Source organism: Halobacillus trueperi, assembly GCF_003386945.1.
In the GTDB taxonomy this organism is placed as follows: domain Bacteria; phylum Bacillota; class Bacilli; order Bacillales; family Halobacillaceae; genus Halobacillus; species Halobacillus aidingensis.
The window spans coordinates 41,882-62,989 of sequence record NZ_QUAE01000015.1; the positions used below are offsets into that span (position 1 = coordinate 41,882).

At 45.8% G+C, this 21,108-nt stretch carries 13 protein-coding genes; 4 read left to right on the forward strand and 9 right to left on the reverse strand.

Annotation, left to right across the window (positions count from 1 at the left end; all coding sequences use genetic code 11):
* Positions 1-178: 178 nt before the first annotated feature.
* Positions 179-2,344, reverse strand: coding sequence for a glycoside hydrolase family 3 N-terminal domain-containing protein (locus DYE48_RS15480; RefSeq protein WP_115824416.1), 2,166 nt, complete (start codon positions 2,342-2,344; stop codon positions 179-181).
* 227 nt (positions 2,345-2,571) lie between these two features.
* Between DYE48_RS15480 and DYE48_RS15485 the strand changes: the two genes are divergently transcribed.
* The 4 genes from DYE48_RS15485 to DYE48_RS15500 all read left to right on the forward strand — a co-directional run bounded on the left by DYE48_RS15485 (position 2,572) and on the right by DYE48_RS15500 (position 6,668).
* Positions 2,572-3,804, forward strand: coding sequence for a sugar ABC transporter substrate-binding protein (locus tag DYE48_RS15485; protein ID WP_244199450.1), 1,233 nt, complete (start codon positions 2,572-2,574; stop codon positions 3,802-3,804).
* Between the two features lie 78 nt (positions 3,805-3,882).
* Positions 3,883-4,764 carry a carbohydrate ABC transporter permease gene (locus DYE48_RS15490; protein WP_244199451.1) on the forward strand — a complete coding sequence of 294 codons (882 nt, stop codon included), beginning with the start codon at positions 3,883-3,885 and terminating at the stop codon, positions 4,762-4,764.
* A gap of 21 nt (positions 4,765-4,785) precedes the next feature.
* The gene (locus DYE48_RS15495; protein WP_115824417.1) at positions 4,786-5,616 is read left to right on the forward strand and encodes a carbohydrate ABC transporter permease; all 831 of its coding nucleotides are present in this window, start codon (positions 4,786-4,788) and stop codon (positions 5,614-5,616) included.
* 62 nt (positions 5,617-5,678) lie between these two features.
* Complete coding sequence (locus DYE48_RS15500) at positions 5,679-6,668, forward strand: LacI family DNA-binding transcriptional regulator (protein ID WP_115824418.1); 990 nt, start codon at positions 5,679-5,681, stop codon at positions 6,666-6,668.
* 43 nt (positions 6,669-6,711) lie between these two features.
* On the opposite strand, the gene DYE48_RS15505 is transcribed toward DYE48_RS15500, so the two are convergent.
* The 8 genes from DYE48_RS15505 to DYE48_RS15540 all read right to left on the reverse strand — a co-directional run bounded on the left by DYE48_RS15505 (position 6,712) and on the right by DYE48_RS15540 (position 20,832).
* A complete protein-coding gene (locus DYE48_RS15505; RefSeq protein ID WP_244199452.1) occupies positions 6,712-8,070 on the reverse strand; it encodes a glucoamylase family protein in 1,359 nt (452 codons plus the stop codon).
* Between the two features lie 426 nt (positions 8,071-8,496).
* Positions 8,497-14,169, reverse strand: coding sequence for a GH32 C-terminal domain-containing protein (locus tag DYE48_RS15510; protein WP_167449524.1), 5,673 nt, complete (start codon positions 14,167-14,169; stop codon positions 8,497-8,499).
* A 98-nt stretch (positions 14,170-14,267) separates the two neighbouring features.
* On the reverse strand, positions 14,268-14,870 hold the full coding sequence (locus tag DYE48_RS15515) for a YesL family protein (protein ID WP_167449525.1): 603 nt from the start codon (positions 14,868-14,870) through the stop codon (positions 14,268-14,270).
* A gap of 21 nt (positions 14,871-14,891) precedes the next feature.
* Complete coding sequence (locus DYE48_RS15520) at positions 14,892-16,367, reverse strand: glycoside hydrolase family 32 protein (RefSeq protein ID WP_167449526.1); 1,476 nt, start codon at positions 16,365-16,367, stop codon at positions 14,892-14,894.
* Positions 16,368-16,458: 91 nt separating this feature from the next.
* Positions 16,459-17,313, reverse strand: coding sequence for a carbohydrate ABC transporter permease (locus DYE48_RS15525; protein ID WP_115824421.1), 855 nt, complete (start codon positions 17,311-17,313; stop codon positions 16,459-16,461).
* Positions 17,314-17,318: 5 nt separating this feature from the next.
* Positions 17,319-18,302: a carbohydrate ABC transporter permease gene (locus tag DYE48_RS15530; protein ID WP_115824422.1), complete on the reverse strand. Its 984-nt coding sequence runs from the start codon at positions 18,300-18,302 to the stop codon at positions 17,319-17,321.
* Between the two features lie 86 nt (positions 18,303-18,388).
* Positions 18,389-19,741, reverse strand: coding sequence for an ABC transporter substrate-binding protein (locus tag DYE48_RS15535; RefSeq protein WP_115824423.1), 1,353 nt, complete (start codon positions 19,739-19,741; stop codon positions 18,389-18,391).
* Between the two features lie 95 nt (positions 19,742-19,836).
* Entirely contained in the window at positions 19,837-20,832 is a 996-nt protein-coding gene (locus tag DYE48_RS15540) for a LacI family DNA-binding transcriptional regulator (RefSeq protein ID WP_115824424.1), read from the reverse strand.
* Positions 20,833-21,108: the final 276 nt, after the last annotated feature.

A 21,108-nucleotide genomic window follows, 5' to 3' on the forward strand; every position in this document is an offset into this window, starting at 1 on the left:
CGTTTTTCTCCATTTAGTCTTACAAAGATTGACTCTTACAGAAACTTGTGGTCAGGCGCATTCACCAAGGAAGACACTTGTATTAGCAGATAATTTATATCTTAAAAGAAGCACCCCTCCTCGCCTTTTTCTTAAATAAAAAGCCACACGGAAAAATCCATGTGACTTTGAATAGAAATTATTTACGATCAAGCGTAAATCTCTCAGACTTCGTATCCCGACTATTCGGCCCTACAAAAACCTCAAACTCCCCTGCATCACTCTTAAGTTCCATGCTCGCATGATAATACCTAAGCTGCTCTTCTGTGAGGGTAAAATCGACAACCTTTGTCTCTCCAGGGTTGAGATAGACCTTCCGAAAGTCCTTCAGCTCTTTCAGCGGGCGTACAACCTCGCCGACTAGATCCCTTACATACAATTGAACGATTTCCTCCCCTGCATAGTCGCCTTTGTTGGTTATTTTAACAGAAACGTTCAAGGGCTCATCTGGGTGGATCCGCACTGAGGATATCGTAAGTTCTTCATATTCAAATCGGCTGTAGCTCAATCCATAACCAAACGGGTACAGCGGTTCGTTCGGGATATCGAGATATTGGGATACATAACGCTCCTGCGCATCTGGTGCACCTTTAGGACGACCCGTATTGTAACGATTATAGTAGATCGGCACTTGTCCTACAGAGTAAGGCATCGACATCGTCAGTTTAGCCGAAGGGTTCACTTCGCCGAATAGGATATCTGCGAGCGCGTTCCCACCTTCTGTTCCTGGATACCAAGCTTCTATGACGGCATCTGCGTTCTCGATGACTTCGCGTAGATCAAGGGGACGTCCATTAAAAAGGACGGCTGTGACAGGTTTTCCTAGGGATTTGATTTTTTTCAACAGCTCTAACTGGACCTCAGGAATACGGATGTCTGCACGGCATCCCGCCTCCCCACTCATATCGGAATGCTCCCCAAGCGCTACGACGATGGTTTCCGCTTGTTCTGCTTTTCGCAGAGCGGCTTCCAATTGTTCTTTTGTTCCAGTCTCAATATCACATCCGGCTGAAGTTAATAGCTGGTCTTCATTCAAGTACTGGGAGATGCCGGAAGCAGCCGTAACGGTGTCTTCGGCGGAACCTCCCCAGGACCACGGGCCAAGTATATCCGTATTGTCTGCGAAAGGACCGATCAAAGCGACTTTCTGATCCTTCTGCAACGGCAGAATCTCTTCGTTTTTTAAAAGCACCATTGATTTGGAAGCCAATTCACGGGAAGCTTTTCTGTTTTCAGGGGAGAGAATAAAGGTCTCTTCCTCTTTTTCACTCGCTCCTCGGTAAGGATTATCGAACAGGCCGAGTTTCTGTTTCAATTGAAGGATGCGCAGAACGGCTTCATCAAGGATGTTTTCTTCCAATGTCCCTTCCTCGATCAGTTCCTCTACATGATTGACGTAACAGGACGTCATCATTTCGACATCGACGCCTGCTTTCATGGCTTTTTCTGCTGCTCGCTTTTCATTTTCGGCTACTCCGTGAGGGATCAATTCCTTCACCGCGCCCCAATCAGAAATGAGCACACCATCAAAGTTCCATTCATTCCGCAGAAGTCCCCTCATCAAAGGTTCATTACCTGTGGAAGGCATACCATTTAAGATGTTGAAAGCCGTCATTACCATCTGAGCACCTTCGTCTAACGCAGCTTTATATGCCGGAAGGTAGTTTTCTCGCAGCTGCCATTCAGACATATCTACGGTATTGTAATCACGACCGCCCTCCGGCGCCCCATAGGCAGCGAAGTGTTTGACGCAGGAGGCCACTTTATAAGGATCATTTTCCAGATCTCCTTGAAAACCTCTTACAAAGGAACGGGCAAATTGGCTGTTCAGGAAGGTATCCTCCCCTGTGCCCTCCATGACACGTCCCCATCTTGGTTCCCGGGATAGATCCACCATCGGAGCGAATGTGACGTGAACGCCGGCGACAGCCGCTTCTTTTGCTGCAATCGAAGCACTCCTTTCAGCAAGGTCCAAATCCCATGAGCAGCCGATGGCTAGGGGTACAGGAAAGATGGTCTTGAACCCATGGACGATGTCCGACATGAATAACAAAGGAATTCCTAACCGGTTCTCTTCCATATGAACCTTTTGAATATTGATCGTTTCCTTAGCTCCTGAAGCTCCTAATACCGAACCTGTACGCTTGATATCCTCTTCATCTATGTTCATGTGAACCATCGGGCCTGTAATTTCCCCGCGATCTGAAGCCCCCTTAAAGAAAGGTGTGGCCAATTGAACGAGCTGCCCTACTTTTTCTTCTACTGTCATTTGATCCAATAAGTTTTTCAGTTGATGTTCTCCCATGAATGATCCCCCTCAATTGAATAATAAGTGAAACGTTTCGAATAAATGTAATTGCAGTATAATCCCGCCAACTCTATCCGTCAACCTTTATATAACGGCTTTGAATAAGGATTACTTATTTTTATGAGAAATATCGAATAAGTAGTTGAAAGCGGATACAAAGTAAATTATAATACAGTTATCGAAACGTTTCAATAAACTTAAATTATTTCAAAGGGGTGCTTTAAGTGAAAGGAAAACTATGGTTGTTTATCGCGGTTGTTTTGACATCTTTGACATTGGCAGGATGCTCGGATAGTTCCTCCTCCGAAGGAGATGAAAACACGATAACGGTGTGGGCGATGGGTGAAGAAGGTAAAAAACTGAAAGAGTTCAGTAAAGATTTCGAGGAAAAGAACGAAGGTTTGACGGTTGATGTGCAGGCTATTCCATGGGATACCGCTCATGACAAATTGTTGACAGCCGTAGCCTCCGGGAATGGGCCGGATGTCGTTCAGCTGGGCACCACCTGGGTTCCGGAATTCGCAGAAGCAGGAGCACTATTAGACTTATCCGAATACATGGAAGACTACCCTAATTTCGCAAAAGAAAATTACTTCGACGGTTCTGTAACAACGATGGAACACGAAGATCAGGTCGTAGGAATTCCTTGGTATGCAGATACACGAGTCATTTACTACCGGAAAGATGTATTGAAAGAAGCAGGTTATGAAGAAGCACCTAAAACGTGGGATGAGCTGAAGGACGCTGCTCAAAAATTAGCAGACCGCGGTGAAGGTTCCTATGGTCTTGACATTGATCGAAATGATCAGATCACTCCATTCATTTTCGCATGGCAGAATGGTTATGAAGCGAACCTTGAAGAAGGAGATCTGAATTTCGATTCTCCGGAATTCAAAGAAGCGATCCAATACTATACCAGTTATTTCGAAGAGGGAATCAGTCAGAAGCAGGAAGGAAAAGACATCGTCGAAGCTTTCAAAGATGGTTCTAAACCGATGTTCTTCAGTGGCCCTTGGATGATCAATATCATTAATGATCAAGCTCCTGACCTTGAAGGAAAATGGGCGACAGCTGTTATGCCGACAAAAGAAACGAATACGTCCAGCATGGGTGGAGCCAATCTATCTATATTTGAAAGCTCCGATAATGTCGAGGGTGCTTTGAAGTTTATTTCCTATATGACGGATGTGGATACACAGTTGAGCTGGTTGGAAGAGTCCAATACTCTGCCATCCCGTACGGAAGCCTGGGAAGATCCAGTGATGCAGGAAAATCCGATGTACGCAACATTCGGAGAGCAGCTTGAAAATACGAAACCTGGTTTGCAGACCGAACAGTTTGAAAGGATTGCCCAGGAACTACTGGCTCATATCGAACGCATTACCGTAGGTGGAGCTGACGTAGATAAAGAGCTTGAGGAGTTCAATCAGGAAGCTCAAAGCTTGATCGAGGAATAAAAAACAACATGGAATGATGGAATGGAACCTCCATTCCATCTTCTTTTATCCATGTCACGACAAGATAGGTGGGTTTTCATGAAATTAAAAAATAGACACCCTTATATGTTCATATCTCCAGCTGTTCTTTTGTTATCATTATTCAGTTTGATTCCGATCCTAATTGCTTTTTTTATCAGCTTCACAGATATGAACTTGAAAGGCCTGGCCGATTGGTCTTCCGTTTCATTTGTCGGCCTGGAAAATTACCAGTCCCTATTCGCAGACGATAAATTTATCAAATCCATTTTCAACACCATCTTTTATGTAGTCATCGGTGTTCCATTAGTCATCATCTGTTCTTTGTCCATCGCTTTATTGCTGAATTACGGCACAAGCAGACTTTTCAATATGTTCCGGGCTGTATATTATATGCCTTCCATCACAAATATCATTGCTGTCGCTGTTATTTGGGGTTATTTATACAATACAGAGTACGGCTTGTTTAATTATTTACTTTCTTTACTTACGGTCGAAAACGTTCCTTGGCTGCAAGAACCGACCATCGCTAAAATCTCACTGATCATCTTAGCGGTTTGGAAAGGAATCGGTATCAATATGATCATATTCCTCGCAGCCTTGCAGGGAATTCCGAAATCGTATTATGAAGCAGCCGAAATGGATGGAGCGAACCGCTTGCAGGTGCTATTTAATGTAACGTTACCGCTCTTGCGCTACGCCACTTTCTTCGTGACCGTTACCACTCTGATCGGATGGATGCAGTTTTTCGAAGAGCCATTCGTCATGACAGATGGCGGACCTTTGGATGGAACGATTTCCATTGCCCTCTTCATATACAAGGAAGGTTTCCAATTCAGTGAATTCGGCTATGCGGCCGCTGCGTCCTTTGTGCTTTTCGCCATGATCATCCTTGTAACGATGATCCAGTTCAAGTTCAGAAAATCAGATACGGAATATTAATAGAAGGGAGTTCCAGAAGTTATGGCACTAGCGACTAAGAAAAACAAGTGGGAACAAGCGCTTGTCATCTTTATTATGGTAGCGGGAGGAATTCTCGTTTCGATTCCATTCATATGGATGATCTCAAGCTCCTTCAAACCTGAAAGTGAAGTCTTGTCCATCCCACCCACCATCATCCCTGATAACCCGACACTTGATAATTATATCAACCTGTTCACCAATATGAATTTTGCCGTCTACCTGAGAAATACCCTGGTCATTGTCCTCTTCTCTTTCTTAGGGTTATTATTCAACGCAATGGCAGGCTATGGCTTCGCTAAATATAACTTTAAAGGCCGGGATAAGTTTTTTTATATCGTATTAGCTACGATGATGATCCCTGGTCAAGTAACCATGATCCCTGTGTATCTTTTGTTGAATGCTATGGGCCTTACCAATACGATGACAGGCATTATCTTACCAGGTTTAGCTGTCGCCTTCAGCATCTTTTTATTCCGTCAGTTTATGACGACCATCCCCGATGATTTAATTGAAGCAGCAAGGCTGGATGGCGCTGGCGAATTTTATATCTTTTTCAGGTTGGTCATGCCGATTGCCAAACCTATTTTTGCGGTACAGGGAATTCTGACCTTCATCGCGGGGTGGAACAGCTTCCTATGGCCATTGATTATCGCCAACGATGAGAGCCTTTACACCTTATCCGTCGGACTCTCCCTCCTGCAGGGACAGTATGCGAATAATTTTGCTCTTCAAATGGCTGGGGCTGCTTTCATGGTCGTACCGATCATCATTATCTTCTCTTTTTTCCAGAAATACATTGTCGAAGGTTTTACGATGTCAGGAATCAAATAAGCAGGTTTTCTTGTAAAAACTGTTATAATTAAGTATATGAATAGACAGGTGGAGGATTTAAAATGGCTACAATTAAAGATGTGGCTAAGCGAGCAGGGGTCGCTCTTTCGACAGCTTCCTATGCATTGAATGGCAATCAAAAAGTAAGTGCATCTACGATCGAAAAAGTGCTTAAAGCCGCTAGAGAGTTGAACTATCAAAAGAACGGGTTCGCTTCGGATCTGAAGCGGACCAAAACAAATACCATCGCCTTGATATTGAGTGATATGTCAGGGCCTTACTTTTCTGAATTGATCAAAGGGGTCCAGGAAGTGACGGCAAGCCATCAGTATGATTTGATCGCCTGCAGTTCCTTGGGAGGCGATCGTTCCACAGCCACGAAATTCCTGCGGGAGAAACGAGTGGACGGAGCAATCATACTTGCGAATAATGTAAGCACCCAGCTCATTGAAGAATCGGCACGGGAAGACTTCCCTATCGTTGTATTGGATCGTGAAGTTCAAAATCCTTTTGCAATCCATGTGAAAGTCGATAACCGTCACGGAGCCTATCAGGCCACGGAGCATTTAATCGAGAATGGACACCGATCCATCGGGTTTATCAGTGGCCCCCATGATTCTCATGACAATGAGGAACGGTTCAAAGGGTTTTCAGAAGCCTTGAAAGACTACGAGATCCCCTTTCAATCCCGCTTTAAAATGAACGGGAATTTCACTCGTGATGGTGGTTACCGGGCAACTAAAATGCTTATTGCCCAGCAGCAATTGCCAGAGGCTGTGTTTTATGCCAATGATGAAATGGCTATTGGCGGCCTTCAGGCTTTCTCAGAAAAAGGTGTTTCGATTCCGGATGACCTTTCTGTTATCGGGTTTGATGATATCCAGTTATCTGAGTATGTAAACCCGCCTTTGACGACCGTCAAGCAACCGAAGTATGAAGCAGGCGCATTAGCGGTCCACACGATCTTTCAAATGCTCGCAGGAGAGAAAGTTGATAAGTCATTTAATCTTTCAACAGAGTTTGTGAAACGTTCTTCTGTACGAAGTAGATAAAAATAACCCGGTGATTCCCTCTCTGGAATCACCGGGTTATTTTTTATTTAATAGAGAATTCTTCTTTGATCAGCAGCTCTTCAGGAGCGTGACCAATGTCTGATTCATGGAAATAGTCTCGGATCACCCCATCCTTGAGATAATTGATGATCGATACCATCGTCATGCCCTGGTCAAGAGCGAGATAAGCGTTGGTTACTTCCCCTGTTTCGACATTGACAGAATCTAAGAAACCATACTTACTATAAGTGTCGAAACGTTTCAATTGCTGAATGTTTTTGAATGCTTCCATAGGTGCATATTCAAGAGCTAAGAAAGTGGCGTGAGGGGTTACCGTGCCATCTGATTTATATCCATCCATCCCCAGCGGTGTGGCGGCGAATTCAGAATAATCCTCCGGCGTCGCAGCAGGCGACATTCCCCAAGCTTCGTATCCTTCTTCTTTGGCATATTCGATTTGGATGTCAGCATGTCGTTGGTTGTTCAATCCTAATGCATCTTTACCCAGTTCTTTTTCTTTTAATACAAGAGGTGGCATGAGTGCTTCGAACATGCTTCCTCCCCAGCTTGGTACATATTTTTTATCATTGTATGAATAGTGACCTTCAAATACTTCCACGCCATCATACGTCGTCGTATATCCTTCCGGCTTCTGGGCTTGCCAATCCCAACTGTCAGGCATCGTGCGGTACATCTTCCACCAGTGTTCTTTAGGAACATCGCCTTTACCAATTGCAATGTAGCTGGCCACACGAGGTTCTGTGTAAAAAGCTCCGTAATGGTGTGATGTATAACTTTCTGCTGCGACATCATATCCGCCTCTCATCTGCCCGACTTCAGGCGTATAGAGCGTGGAATAATCCATATCCTGTACGATTTCATTGGACTGATCATAGAGCTCCGGGTAAGCTTGTCCTACGACGATCAAACCCGCAGACAGCCAGCCATTGTCTACTGTTGAAATGAACTCCCCCCAGTCCGTATAGAGAGACCCATCTGATGTATTATACCAGTTATAAAACAACCCATTCCATTTTTCCATGTCCTCAAGTGTTGTTAAAGTCGTCTGGATTTTATCTACGGCTGCGTCACGAGAAATGTGCCCCGCTTCTTCAGCAGCAATCGTGCTCATCATGTAGATACCGATGTTTGTTGGCGAAGTGTGTTTTTGTGCCGTCATCTCCCCGTTCTCATCATATCTGACAGCATCATAAGTCAGTCCTGTTTCCTCCACTGTAAAATCTTCAAAATACCGGTACGTTTTCTTTGAAATCGCTTCCAATTGTTTCGATAAAGCAATTTCTTTTCCTTTCGGTGACTGTTTCGCTAGTGAAGTGGTTGGTACGGCTACACTCAGCATTAGGATGAGTGATAAAAATAATAGAGAAACCTTCTTTTTCAAAAAAACACTCCCTTTCAGAAATTGGTGAAACGTTTCGATTAAAGTGTACAAGACTATAGGGTATTGGTAAATGCGATAATAGTAGTAATTGTCGTAAAGTTCAGATATTTACTGGTATGAAAGTACTGGTTAATTTTTCTATTGGAGAGCTGTCTTCCGGAAAAACAAATCTTCAATATTAATGTAGAAGTAGCTTACACATCGTGAGCTGAACGGGGCTGAGCTGTCGGAGGGAATACTAACTAGTAGAACTTGGTGGTTCGGTGTTGACTTGTCGTAGAGCAAAGAAGGATGTCTCGCTAGACGCTGGAACTCTCTAAGACACTGGGGTCCAGCAACTTTTATAAGTGATAAAAAGCGCTTGAAAAAGACATGACTGCTTACTCAAAAAAAGGTTCTGCTCCGACTTGGAACAGAACCTCTTTCTTATTTCAAGTATTCCTCGATAACACCGCGAACCTCTTTCCCTGTCGCATGTTTGTTCACTCTCTTCATCACATACCCCTGGACTTTTCCTGCGTCCGAAGGTTGTTGTGCTCCTGTTTCTTCAATTGCATGCTTGACTAGAAAATGGAGCTGGATCGAACTGAGGGTATATTCTTTTTTCTTCAATTTCAGTTGCTTCTCCAGAAAGTCTATCATTTCGTTCTTGATAGAAACGAATGTCTCCTCTTTCTCCTCTATTCCTTTTTCCGCATCCTGATAGAGTTCGATTTTCTCATCAAGATCTTCGCCTGTTTGCAGATCCATCGCCTGCAGCTGCTTGAGGATTTTCTCTTCTTCACTCAAGGCGACGGGGACGTTGACATCATCCACATTGATATGACCCCAGCCCCCTTCGGCCTTGTCTGTGATGCGAATCAAGAGGTCTTCTCCTACATACTCAGAAGCCTCCCATGTGACTCGACGGTACGTTTCCTGGTTTCTTCCTGTCGCTTGCTTCAGTACATTTCCATCCGAGGCCCGGATCAGTGAGACAGATAGTTGATCGATATTATTGCCCCCGCCGATCAAAAAGTCGATCTTCCCATTGCCGCCAAGTTCAAAGACCTTGGATTCTAAAATACCTGTGGCTGCGTCGCCTCCGCTGGAATCAAGGAATCCCCACAGGTGATAGGGCTCAGGGTCTATCACATCTTCGGCCTGATCAAACGGGCCGCCCCAGCCCCAATCATCTTTCGTTGTTACATGCGCATCAGAAAAAGCATTCCCGTCTACGATGTTCCAGCCCGTTAAGTCACCGATTTGGAAATCATGGTTTTCAAGCTCCCCATGTGGTGGGACCGTTTCTGTTTCTTTTTCATAAACCGGTGCGGTCTCACCGAAGGCACCGTTCATTTCCCAGACATCCATGGACACGATCTCAGGCTCGCCTCCTTCACTCCAAAGCTCTATGCCAAGCGCATCATAGCTTGTAGGATAGACGCGGGAAGTGATGCTCTTCTGTCCATTGGCATACGCTTCCACCATCGAACGATCCAAATAAAGATGAAGCTGCCAGCGGTCGCCGTTCAATTTCAATTCTCCCCCTTGGACCCCTTTACTCACATCCGGGTCCAGGCTGGACTGATTCCGGTCGATGGCAAACGTTTCTTCCGCGGTATCGTAATATATGAGCGTTTCTTCTTCACCATTTTCGCTCTGTCGTACTTTCAAGCCCACTTTCTCTGCTTCTTGCGGATCCACGTCTAAAATGATTTCAAGCATGTCGCCTTCCACATCTTGAATCATTTCATTCGCTTCTTTCATTCCTTTGTTTTCAAAGGATACCAGGGACTCCCCTCTCAAAGATTCCAGTTCTTCTATCGGCTGCAATCCGAGATCGTTATTGTCTCTCAAGGAAAGTTCCACAGGCAGTCCCGCATTGTGCGCCCAGCCTGCGTCGTAATGTTCCTGCTCGCTTCGTTTGTCTTGGGCAATGCTGAATAAAATCGGCGTGCCGTCTTCATCCACCATGCCGCTTGGGCCTGTGAAATGCTCACCATAGTCGAACATTTTCGGTTCTTCATGGTCAGGGACAAACGCTAAGTTTTCCTTATCCCACGTGCCTACCCAGTAGAAGGTGTATTTGACATTGTGCGGACTGTATCCATCGAACCATGGGTTGATAAAGAACGCATATTTTCCTTCTCCGGATTCATCTTTTCCGATCGGAAGAAAGACAGGTAGTTCCCATACATCTCCCGTTTTTGGATAGGATTCTGAATCTCCGGTAAAGAAAGGTTTCTCGTAAGTCCAGTTTTCCAAATCCTTCGAAGAATATAACAGCGCGGTTCCACCCACTTGATCAATGCCTGACCCCATCAGCTGATACCAGGTGTCTCCATCTTTCCAAACGAATGGATCACGGAACTGTCCGTACATCACTTCGCCCTCTTCTGCCGGAAGGTTTTCTTCCTGTACCGTTACGGGCTCATCAAGCATGCGCCATTCCTTCAATTCAGGGTCACTCGGGTCCTCACTAACGGCAAGCCCCGTCATTTGATTCGGGAACTTACTGTCATCTCCTGCCGTGAAGAATAGGACCGGTTCCCCGTTCTCATCGAGGGTCGCACTGCCGGACCATACTCCGTCTGGAGACACGGAGCCCGCTTCAGGTGCAAGAGCTGTAGGAAGCTCTTCCCAATGCACAAGATCCTCACTAACCGCATGTCCCCAGTGAATATGGTGCCAATACGGTCCCTGTGGGTTCTTTTGATAGAAGATGTGATATTTTCCATTGTAATAGATTGGTGCGTGTGGTTCGTTCATCCAATGTTCCGGAGGCATGAAATGATATTGTGGCCGATGCTGATCGCCATCGTAACGAGTGCGGTCCCAGTCCAGTGCTGGTTCAGGGAGCGTCTGATCGTCGAAACTCTCTACCATAGACTGATATTCTTCCTGAATCTCTTCTGATGATTTCGCATCATTCGCGATTTTCACTTCATCCATCAAACCATTGAACATATTGACATCAAACACCCCATTAACCAGGGCCGCCTGGTTGTGTTTCCCAATCAAAAGATCTTCGCTGGACGCTGTTATCCTTCCATTCGGGGTATCTGTCTGACCGACGAGTTCTCCATTCAAGTAAAGTTTCATGGATTGGTCATTCCGATTAAAAGTAGCGGCCACATGGGACCACTGATCCTTTTCCAACCTTTCGTCAGCCGTTGTGGAAACCTCCTGCCAATCCCCATTGATGCCTGCCTGGAAGGAAAGTTTTCCGTGACGTCCCATTCCTAAAAGAAACCCTTCCCCTTTGGACTTGTCATGCTGGTTGACGATCGCTGATATTTGATTAAGGTCCCCCCACTCATAGGCTCGTGGAGCTACCCATCCTTCGATTGTAAGGGCATCTTCGGGCTGGACGAATGATTCGTCCTCATGCGTCACCCATGTGGAATAGCCATCAAATAATAAAGCGTTTCCTACCAGACCCGGCCGCCATAACGGATCCGATGATGCTTTGTATACCGCGTCATTAAACACGTAGTGCACAGGATCGGACTCTCCACGGATTTCCTCTTTCGCAACCTTTCCTTCCTGCTCATCAAACGACCAGTGAGCAAGCAGGCCGGTTTGCTTCACTTGGAAGTCATCCACATTGATATGTCCCCATCCTTCTGTAGCGTTGTCCACGACTTTCAGATACACTTCTTCCCCTACATACTCAGAAGCATCCCAAACGACTTTCGAATATTCTTCAGTATTGTTCCATTCGGTATGGGTCGCCTTCATCAATTCCTGATCATCAGCCGCCCGTACAAGGGCGACATACAAGCGATCGGGGTCATTGCCTCCACCAATCAAATAAGAGATCGTCCCTGTTCCAGATAAAATAAAGGATGAAGAACGCAGGATGCCGGTTTGCTCATCCCCACCATCTTTAGCGCCCCACAGATGGTAGTCGCCCTGATGGTTGAACGGCCCTCCCCAGCCCCAATCCGTATCACTGGTTACGTCAGCCGGGCTGAAAGCATCTCCCTCAACGACGGTCCATCCTGTTAAATCACCTGTTTCAAAATCCCCGTTCACTAGCTCATCTCTAACCGGCTCTCCTTCTGTATACACCTGAAAATCATCGACGTTTATATGTCCGAATCCATCATTATGGTAATCCACGACTTTCAAGTACAGCGTATCACCAAGATAGGCACTGGCATCCCAGGAGACACGGCGGTATTTCTCGTCGTTCGCTCCTGTCGCTTTGAAGAGTTCTTTCCCATCTGACGCTCGGACAAGCGCTACATATAAGCGTTCCTTATCCTGCCCACCTCCGATCAGAAATTCCACCTGTCCTTTTCCGCTTAATTGAAAAAGATCAGATTGAAGCGTTCCTGTCCGGAAATCAGAATCAGTCACGTCCTCAGAAAAACCCCAAAGATGGTAGTTTCCTTCGTGTTCAAAAGGAATGCCGTCCCAGTACGTTTCAGTTTGAGAAACACCGTGGGTAAACGCACTTCCTCTCGCCGTCCATCCTGTTAGATCGACTGTTTCGAATCCACCATTTTCCAAGGTGTTCGGAACATCTTCCGGAATCGTCCTTTTCCTAGGTTCCACGGTCGCCTTATTCAAGTCCGTCACATTCAATTGAGTAAGGTACGCCTCTCCTCCCGTGCTGAACATTTCCAGTGTGGAAGGGGACTCATCTCTGAAGATCTGGTCAGTCAGAACGGTCGTCCCTTCATTTCCGAACACTTCCACAGACGAGCGATCCAGAAGGATTCTCATCTGAACTTTCCCGTCCTCCACTTTCAGAGGCGCTTCATGGACGGCGGCAAAATCCTCAGAGAAGTCACCCTCCCCTGATGACGTACGGTCAAGGGCGATCTTCTCCTCTTTTGCGTGGTAAACAATCGTCGTCGATTGATCGTTTTCGTTCTTCAACGTAAACCCAAAGGAATCCGCTGACGACTGATCGATATCAAAAGAAGCGGTTATTTCAAGCAAGTCATTGACAGAATCGCCGAGCTGCTGACTTCCTTCTGTTACTACTTCATCTTTTCGTTCTACGTTTTCTCCTCTCAGCTGTTCAAATTCAGCTACAGGCTGCTGTTGGAGTTGGTATGTTCCATCTTCTGCTGTACGAAGCTTTAATTCCCGCGGAATGGACATCGCTCCACGGAAGTTTTCTGTCGGTATGTCCTGCCCATACTGCCAATTGTTCATCCAGCCAAGCAAAACCGTACGCTCTTGTTCTTTCGGCAGGTTGTTCCACGTGACTCCGGCATACATGTCTGCCCCATAATCCAAAGGAACCGGAGTCATTTCTGTAGAAAAAGATTCTCCATTGAAATCTCCCACGACATACTCCATACCAGAACCACCGGCAGAAGAACCTTCACTCACACTCATGATGAGCGCCCATTTATTTTCGTTTCCATCCCCGTCGACCGGCAGTTCTACAAGGTCCGGGCACTCCCAAACCCCTGTGGCATCTGCCGGACGTTCGAAGGTGTCGGTATGCTGCCAGTCTTTTAGATTATCAGATTGGTAAAATTCGATGCTCTGCCCTGCGGACACAACCATTTTCCATTGACCTGACTCTTCATGCCAGAAGACTTTTGGATCTCTGAAAACATCCGTATCGTCAGGCATGTCCATGACCGGATTGCCTTCATACTTCGTCCAGGTTCGTCCTTTATCATTGCTGTACGCAAGACTCTGGGTTTGGTGTCCTGCTTTTTCATGAGTGAAAACAGCGACCATAGTCGCTTCATCACCTGTCTGGAACCCTGCGGTATTCTGTTTATCTACGACGACACTCCCTGACCAGATAAACCCTTTTTCATCCGGATACAACGCGATCGGGAGTTCTTCCCAGTTGATTAAATCCTTACTGACCGCATGGCCCCAGTACATCGGCCCCCATTGATTCCCTGTTGGGTTATGCTGATAGAATAAGTGATATTCCCCGTCATAATAGACCATTCCATTCGGGTCATTCATCCAATTTTCAGCTGGTGAATAATGAAATTGTGACCGGTATGGATCAAGCGAAGTTTCCTGACTCTCCTGCGCCCCCTCCTCAGCCATTGGATAGGTCGGAAATAAAGCCAAGATTAATAGGGCAATCGTCAAAACGGTGGTGAAACGACGGATCGCACGTCTCAAGTGATCTTCCTCCTTTAGAATTGTAAGCGTTGTCAAAAAGTAGTGCGCTGATTTTTTAAAACCCATGTAAAAGAAAACCCGTCTGTTCTTGCATCCAGTCAGACGGGTTTTTGAGCCTCTTGTTGAAAAGGAAACAAAAGGACGGTTAACAGTAGAATGATATTGACGGAATACAACGGCAGGATGCCAGGTATGAACCGAATACAAACGAGAAGGAGGGCAAACCCGGCGATAAAAGAAAGCAGACGACCAGGGTAAAGCAAAAGAAGATGAAGGGCGTTTCTCAACGCTTCTTTTGCCTTCATGCCATGACTGAGAGGGTTGAACGTTAAGATGGCCGTCATCAACACCCCTCCAGCCAAAAACACGGTACCGCTGAAGAAAATGTAGAACCATACCCCTGTGAATTGAAGACTGGTATAGATGTTGAACCCTAAAAGAATCATTAAAACAAACGTACATAGGAACATGACATTCGCAGAAAGAAAGGATCGTTTATAGATGTTCCAATAAAACGCTACCGGATGAGGACGCCGGTCCGCGATCCACTCTTTCAATAAAGCGACACAGGCGGCAGAAGCAGGAAAGATACCGAAAACTCCGCCACCCATGAGTGTAAAAGTGATCCACAATACATTTAAAATCGCAAGCCGCATCAACCAGTCACAAACAAGGTAGATGAGGTTCCCCGTACCTTTCATCTTCATCCTCCTCTTCTTTCTTTAAGCGTTCGGCTTCCAGATCGATCTCAATTCAGAAACCGACGATTGTTTCACTTCTGCCGTTCCGCGGACAGCTTCCATCTTTAACTTCGCTTCGTGGTCAGCTGCCGGTAAGTATACATTCGTCATGCTTATTTCCCCATCACCAAGAAAGATTTCGACCGAGGAATGGTCACAGACCAACTTGAGATGGAAGGATGACAGATCACCATTCAATGGTGCCTGACAAGTACACGCATATTCCTTGGAGAAATCAAGGTCCGCCCTGTCTCTTTGAACATATAGCGCATTTTTCTCGCGATCAATGCGAACCTGGAGACCTCCATCCTGCTTTCCAAATAATTGTGCTTCGAAAACGCCGTCCTTTTCGATTTCCACATCCCATTCCCATAGGAAGGGAGAAGCAGGCTGGTCCAGCTCGATGGACTGCTTTTCTTTAAGGAAGAAAGAATCCTTCTCCATTCGCTTTTCTATCAAGCTGGTAAGCTCTGCGACAGGCTTCTGAATCAGTCGTTCCTGATCTTCCACCATAGTTAAAGTCAATTCCCTTGGGATCGTCATCGCACTTCTCCACGGATCTGTCGGCACGTCATTGGCATATTGCCAATTGCTCATCCAGGCAAGGACCACCCTTCTCCCTGGGACATCGGAAAAGGACTGCGAAGCATAAAAGTCTTTGCCGTAGTCCAGCCAGCGCACCGTTTCTTTCGGCTGATGAGGAACAAAGTGCTTGCCATCAAAGGAGCCGATAAAATACTGCGTGCCGGATCCACCTGAAGGAGCGCCAGCATCAATTCCGATCGGCAGTATCCATTTCTTTTCCCCGGACGTTTCATTCGTGAGCGGGAACAGGTCCGGGCATTCCCATACCCCTTTTTGTTCGCCCCAGCCTTCTCCAAATTCACTAGCATACGTCCACTGCTTCAAATCCGTAGATGTGTAGAATTGAACTTTTCTCCCTGCCGCAAGCACCATCACCCACTTTTTTGTATCCTCATGCCAGAAAACCTTCGGATCACGGAAATCCTTGATGCCAGGGTTTGGAATCACCGGATTGGCGTCATACTTCACCCATGTTCGCCCACGGTCTTTACTGTAGGCGATGCTCTGCCTTTGCAAATCTCCATCGGCGTGGGTAAACACTGCCACAAGCCCCGGTTTTCCATCGAAAAAACCACTCGTATCCTTGTGATCGACCACAGCACTGCCCGAAAAAATCATGCCAAGATCATCCGGATAAAGGGCGACATGAAGATGTTCCCACACGATTAAATCCTTACTGACAGCGTGGCCCCAGTGCATCGGCCCCCACTGTTTACTATCGGGATGATATTGATAAAAGAGGTGATACTCCCCCTCAAAATAAACAAGACCATTGGGGTCATTCATCCACATTTGTTCGGGGGTGAAATGGATATGAGGCCGATACCTCTCTTCATAATACCCATTTGTCGTTAACGGCTGGCTTTGAATCATATGTTATGGCACTCCTTCCAACAGTGATGAGTCTTTCCGGTCAGGCGGTGTTGCTCCACTATCCGCCTGACCTTTTGTGTGTGAAAATCATTTAGTTTTTCGAACCGGTGTGGGTTAATCCTTGGACGTAGTATCGTTGCAGGAAAGCAAAAATCAACAGCATCGGCACAGTGGCAATGGTTAACGCAGCCATCACCTGTCCCCACTTGATCGGCGGTTCGTTCATGAAGTACTGCAGTCCAATCTGGATCGTACGCATACTTTCATCCGAAGCGACAACAAGCGGCCAGAGGAAGTCATTCCAGTGGTTGATAAATAAGACGATCGCGACCGTCGCAAAGACCGGTTTAGAAAGCGGTACAATGATCCGGAAGAAGATTCCGATTTGAGAACATCCATCGATTTTGGCCGCTTCCTCCAATTCTTTAGGAAAGTCGAGGAAAAACTGCCGGAATAAAAAGATGGCAAAGGCATTCGCGATGAACGGGACAATCAACCCGGTGTACGTATTCACCCATCCAAGGTCATACACCAAAACGTAGAGGGGTAGAAAAATACTTTCCGGCGGGATGATCAAGGTCGCGATAATGACACCAAGCCAGAAACCGGCCAGTGGAAAACGAAACCGTGCCAGAGCATAACCAGCCATCGAGTTGACAATAAGCCCGAAGACAATGATGCCGGTCGTATATATCAAGCTGTTCAAAATGTACTTCATAAGGTCGACACGTTGAAAAGCGGCGATATAGTTGGCGAAATATCCCCCTTCGACTTCACTCGGAGCCGGAGGCAGAAAGGCTTTCAGTGATTTCATATCCCTGAAAATCTGAAACTCATCTTTCAACGATGAAACGAGCATCCATATTAATGGAAAGAGAAAGATGAAGGTGAGTAAAGTCAAAGATACATATAAAACGATTCTTTGGATCCCTTTCTTTCTTTTCATAGCTTTTACCCCCTCTCCTCACGAATGAGCACACGTTGAATAATGGTGATGGTTAGGACGATCAGTGTAAAGACGACGGCCATGGCGGAGGCATAACCCACGTCTCGATAGTTGAATCCCGTTTCATAGATGTGATAGACGAGCGATTTGGTAGACCCAAGCGGTCCGCCCTGTGTCATGATCATCGGCTGAACGAGTAATTTAAATGCAGCAATACTGATCGTAATGAAAATGAACAAGGCAATGTTTTTCAAACCTGGCAGAGTCACATGTAGAAACTTCTGCCAATTGCTTGCTCCATCAATATCTGCCGCTTCATACAAATGGTTCGGTATGTTTTGAAGGCCTGCCAGGAAAATCATCATCTGGAACCCGGCCCCCTGCCAGACAGACATGACAATGATGGAATTCATAGCCTGATCCGGGCTTGTAAGAAATGGTTGTGGGGAAATCCCTATTAGTCCGAGCAGCTGGTTGATCAATCCTTCGTTTGGATTGTACATGAACGTCCAGAGAATCGATACCACAACCAAAGACATCACGACAGGCGAGAAAAACGCTGTTCGGAAAAACACGCGGAACTTTAATTTTTTATTAATGAGCAAGGCAAGCCCTAACGCGACCGCCAGTTGGACAGGAACGACGATGACAGAAAAGTAGACGGTATTCCAAAACGCCTGCCGGAATTGAGCATCCTGCCATATATAAGAGAAATTCTCGAATCCGATAAATGAAATATCATCCGGTTTTAAAATATAGAAGTCTGTAAAACTATAATAAAAAGCGGCCCCCATCGGATACAAAAGGAATACGCCCAGAAGAAGTAAGGCAGGAGCTAGAAAGAAGTAGCCTGTCACAGCTTCCTGGAAGGCCTGTGACCTTCTTCTTTTCTTCCTCTTTGGCGGCACCTTTTTGATCGATGGTTCTGATGGAGCCTTATAGTGATCGTGATCGGTCAGTGGTTTTGCAGAAGAACTATTCCCTTTCATATGTGTTCACCCTCTCTTTCAAACCCGTGGATGCATGAAAAATCAGATGGAGCCCGCCGCACGCACAGGCCCCGATCCTTGTTGGACTATTCTTCAAAACGTTTCAATTCGCGCTCAACACGTTGAACCTGCTGTTCCACCACACTCTCTACATCTTCACCCAGAGCAGCGGCGTGGAAAGATTGAGCAAATGCATCAGTCAATACCGGATAAGCCGGTGTAGACGGGCGGGCATGGGCGGTTTGGATAACTTGTTCCTTCATAACGCTCCATGGAAGCTCATTGAATTTCTCCATGGTTTCGAATGCAGATTTCTGTGCAGGTGGCATGCCTGTGGCTTTCGAAATTTTGATTGTTGCTTCTTCATTCGTCATCCACTTCATAAGCTCGACAGCTGCTTCAGGATTTTCTGTGTTATTCGTTACCGCATAAGCCATGCTTCCGGATGGAGACACTTTTTCATCTTTGTAAGGGTACGGCATCATTCCCCAGTTCAAGCCTGCATCTTCAGCAGAAACAGCAATCCATGGACCGCCTAAAGCAAGGGCTGCATTTCCTTCCTCAAACTGCATCTCCCCAGGACTATCTGTAACCACACCTTCAGCAAATAGCTCTTTCACATAGTTCAACGCTTCAATGGTTTCAGGACTATTCAAATATCCATCCACTGTTTTACCGTCATCGGAAATCAACGCGCCCCCATTCGACCAGGCAAGCGGTGCTCCCATGAAGGTCAGCCATTCCCCAACACCGTAGTTCATGAACAAGTTCAATCCATAACGGTCTTCGGTCGTCAACTGCTTGGAATTCTCCATCAACTCATCCCACGTCCACGCTTCTTCGATAGAATCAGCCGGCTCAATCCCTGCTTCATCCAACAAGTCTTTGTTGTAATAAAGCATGACGGAAGCTTCCATGGCTCCTAAGGAATACAATTCGTCGTTGTATGTGCCTTGTTGAATGATCGAATCTACATATTGGCTTTTCGTTTCTTCGTCAACAAAGTCATCGATCGGCTTGATGACTCCCGCTTCAGCGAAGCTAGAGACGTAAGGGCCGTCCACAGCCATCACATCTGGCAGGTTGCCTGCTACAAGAGCAGCATTGATGCTGTCACTGTAAGCACTTGCTCCGTCATCAATGATGACTTCTGCGTTGACATGAATGTCGTCATGCTCTTTGTTGAAGGCATCGATCAATTCAATGTAAGCACTCGTCTCATCTTCACCTGTCTGGTGGATCCAGAAATCAAGCATGACCTCTTCATCCCCTGTAGCTTCTACACTTGTATCAACAGAACCCGTCTCTACGGTGTCACTTGTTGTATTCTCCCCGGAACTCCCACTATCTGTTTCTGAATTCGCGTTACTGTCACTCGAACAAGCCCCAAGCATCAATACGACTAGCACCCCTGCCAACAAAAACGATAATCTTTTCATTCTCCGTACCTCCCATTTCTTAATAGAATGCCGAAAACCTCCATAAAAACGTTTACGTAATCGTTTACTTTATGGTTAAAAAGAGAAGGTTCTCTTTAAAAGGAACCTCTCTGTACCAACTCTGAATCGAGCATGACTTCTGTGTATTTCTCCTGTGACCCATTTATTCTCTTAAGCAGCTGCTCAACAGCTACTTTTCCAATCTCAAACGCCGGCTGCCTGACGACAGATAAAGGAGGTGATGTAATCTTCATCCAATCATAATCGTCATAGCCTATAATGCCGATCTCGTCAGGAATATTGACCTGATGTTCCTTAAGGTAAGAAACAGCTCCCATCGTCATGACATTATTCGCAATAAACAAAGCCGTTACTCCTGCTTCATGAAGCTCTTTCGCTAACTGATAGCCTTGTTCAAATGTCGCTGGACCTTCTTTAATAAACTCTTTCCTTACGGGAACCCCTTTTTCTTCGAGGGCTTTTTTATACCCATTCAAGCGTTCATCACTTGTGGTGATCCCAAGGGTGCCTGTGATAAAGCCGATCCGCTCATACCCTTTGTTAAGGAGAGCAGTGACAGCTTCATAGGATCCCCGAAGGTTATCAACGAGAACCATGTCCCCTTCAATCCCGCTCGGATGGCGGTCAATATAAACGACGGGATAGTCCCCTGTTAATTCCTGCTCATACGCTGAATCTTTCCCGTTGACAGGAGCGATGATCAATCCGTCAATCAATTGCGTATTAAAAACGCGGATTTGATCTTTTTCCGTTCCTTCATCTTCATCGGAATTACTAAGTATCAAATTATAGCCGTTCTCTTTCAACACCTTTTCAATTCCATTCGCAATGCTCATGAAGAAGAAATTCGATGTATCTTCGGCAACTAACGGAACCAATAGTCCGATCGTATTCGATTTACGGCTTCTAAGACTTCTTGCGATCCGGTTCGGCTGGTAATTCAGATCCTTCATCGCCAGGTAAACTTTCTGTTTGGTCTCATCGGCTACAAATCTGGTCTCATTGATCACATGAGATACGGTTGCTGTAGAGACTTGGGCTTTTTTTGCAACATCTTTAATGGAAACCATGGTTAATCCTCATTTCTAAAACTCACTTAATCGTTTACGTAATCGATTACCTTAAGTAGACTATACTCCTTGCAAGCGCTTTCGTCAATGTGTTTTTTATATCTTTTTTTGCTTATGAAATAGAAATATGACTTTGAATTCATGAAAAAAAGTGCTCCCCTCCCCAACCACGTTGATGTGAAAGCAAGTACAGTAAAAACTGAAACTTGAGTACTAGGAAGGTCTCTGTTAAAAATATTAAATAGTGATATAGCTGCTATCAGAAATAAACCCATT

Coding starts and splice junctions, on each gene's coding strand:
- DYE48_RS15480 (WP_115824416.1), bottom strand. CDS start 2,344: ATGGGAGAACATCAACTGAAAAACTTATTGGATCAAATGACAGTAGAA.
- DYE48_RS15490 (WP_244199451.1), top strand. CDS start 3,883: ATGAAATTAAAAAATAGACACCCTTATATGTTCATATCTCCAGCTGTT.
- DYE48_RS15495 (WP_115824417.1), top strand. CDS start 4,786: ATGGCACTAGCGACTAAGAAAAACAAGTGGGAACAAGCGCTTGTCATC.
- DYE48_RS15500 (WP_115824418.1), top strand. CDS start 5,679: ATGGCTACAATTAAAGATGTGGCTAAGCGAGCAGGGGTCGCTCTTTCG.
- DYE48_RS15515 (WP_167449525.1), bottom strand. CDS start 14,870: ATGAAAGGTACGGGGAACCTCATCTACCTTGTTTGTGACTGGTTGATG.
- DYE48_RS15520 (WP_167449526.1), bottom strand. CDS start 16,367: ATGATTCAAAGCCAGCCGTTAACGACAAATGGGTATTATGAAGAGAGG.
- DYE48_RS15525 (WP_115824421.1), bottom strand. CDS start 17,313: ATGAAAAGAAAGAAAGGGATCCAAAGAATCGTTTTATATGTATCTTTG.
- DYE48_RS15530 (WP_115824422.1), bottom strand. CDS start 18,302: ATGAAAGGGAATAGTTCTTCTGCAAAACCACTGACCGATCACGATCAC.
- DYE48_RS15535 (WP_115824423.1), bottom strand. CDS start 19,741: ATGAAAAGATTATCGTTTTTGTTGGCAGGGGTGCTAGTCGTATTGATG.
- DYE48_RS15540 (WP_115824424.1), bottom strand. CDS start 20,832: ATGGTTTCCATTAAAGATGTTGCAAAAAAAGCCCAAGTCTCTACAGCA.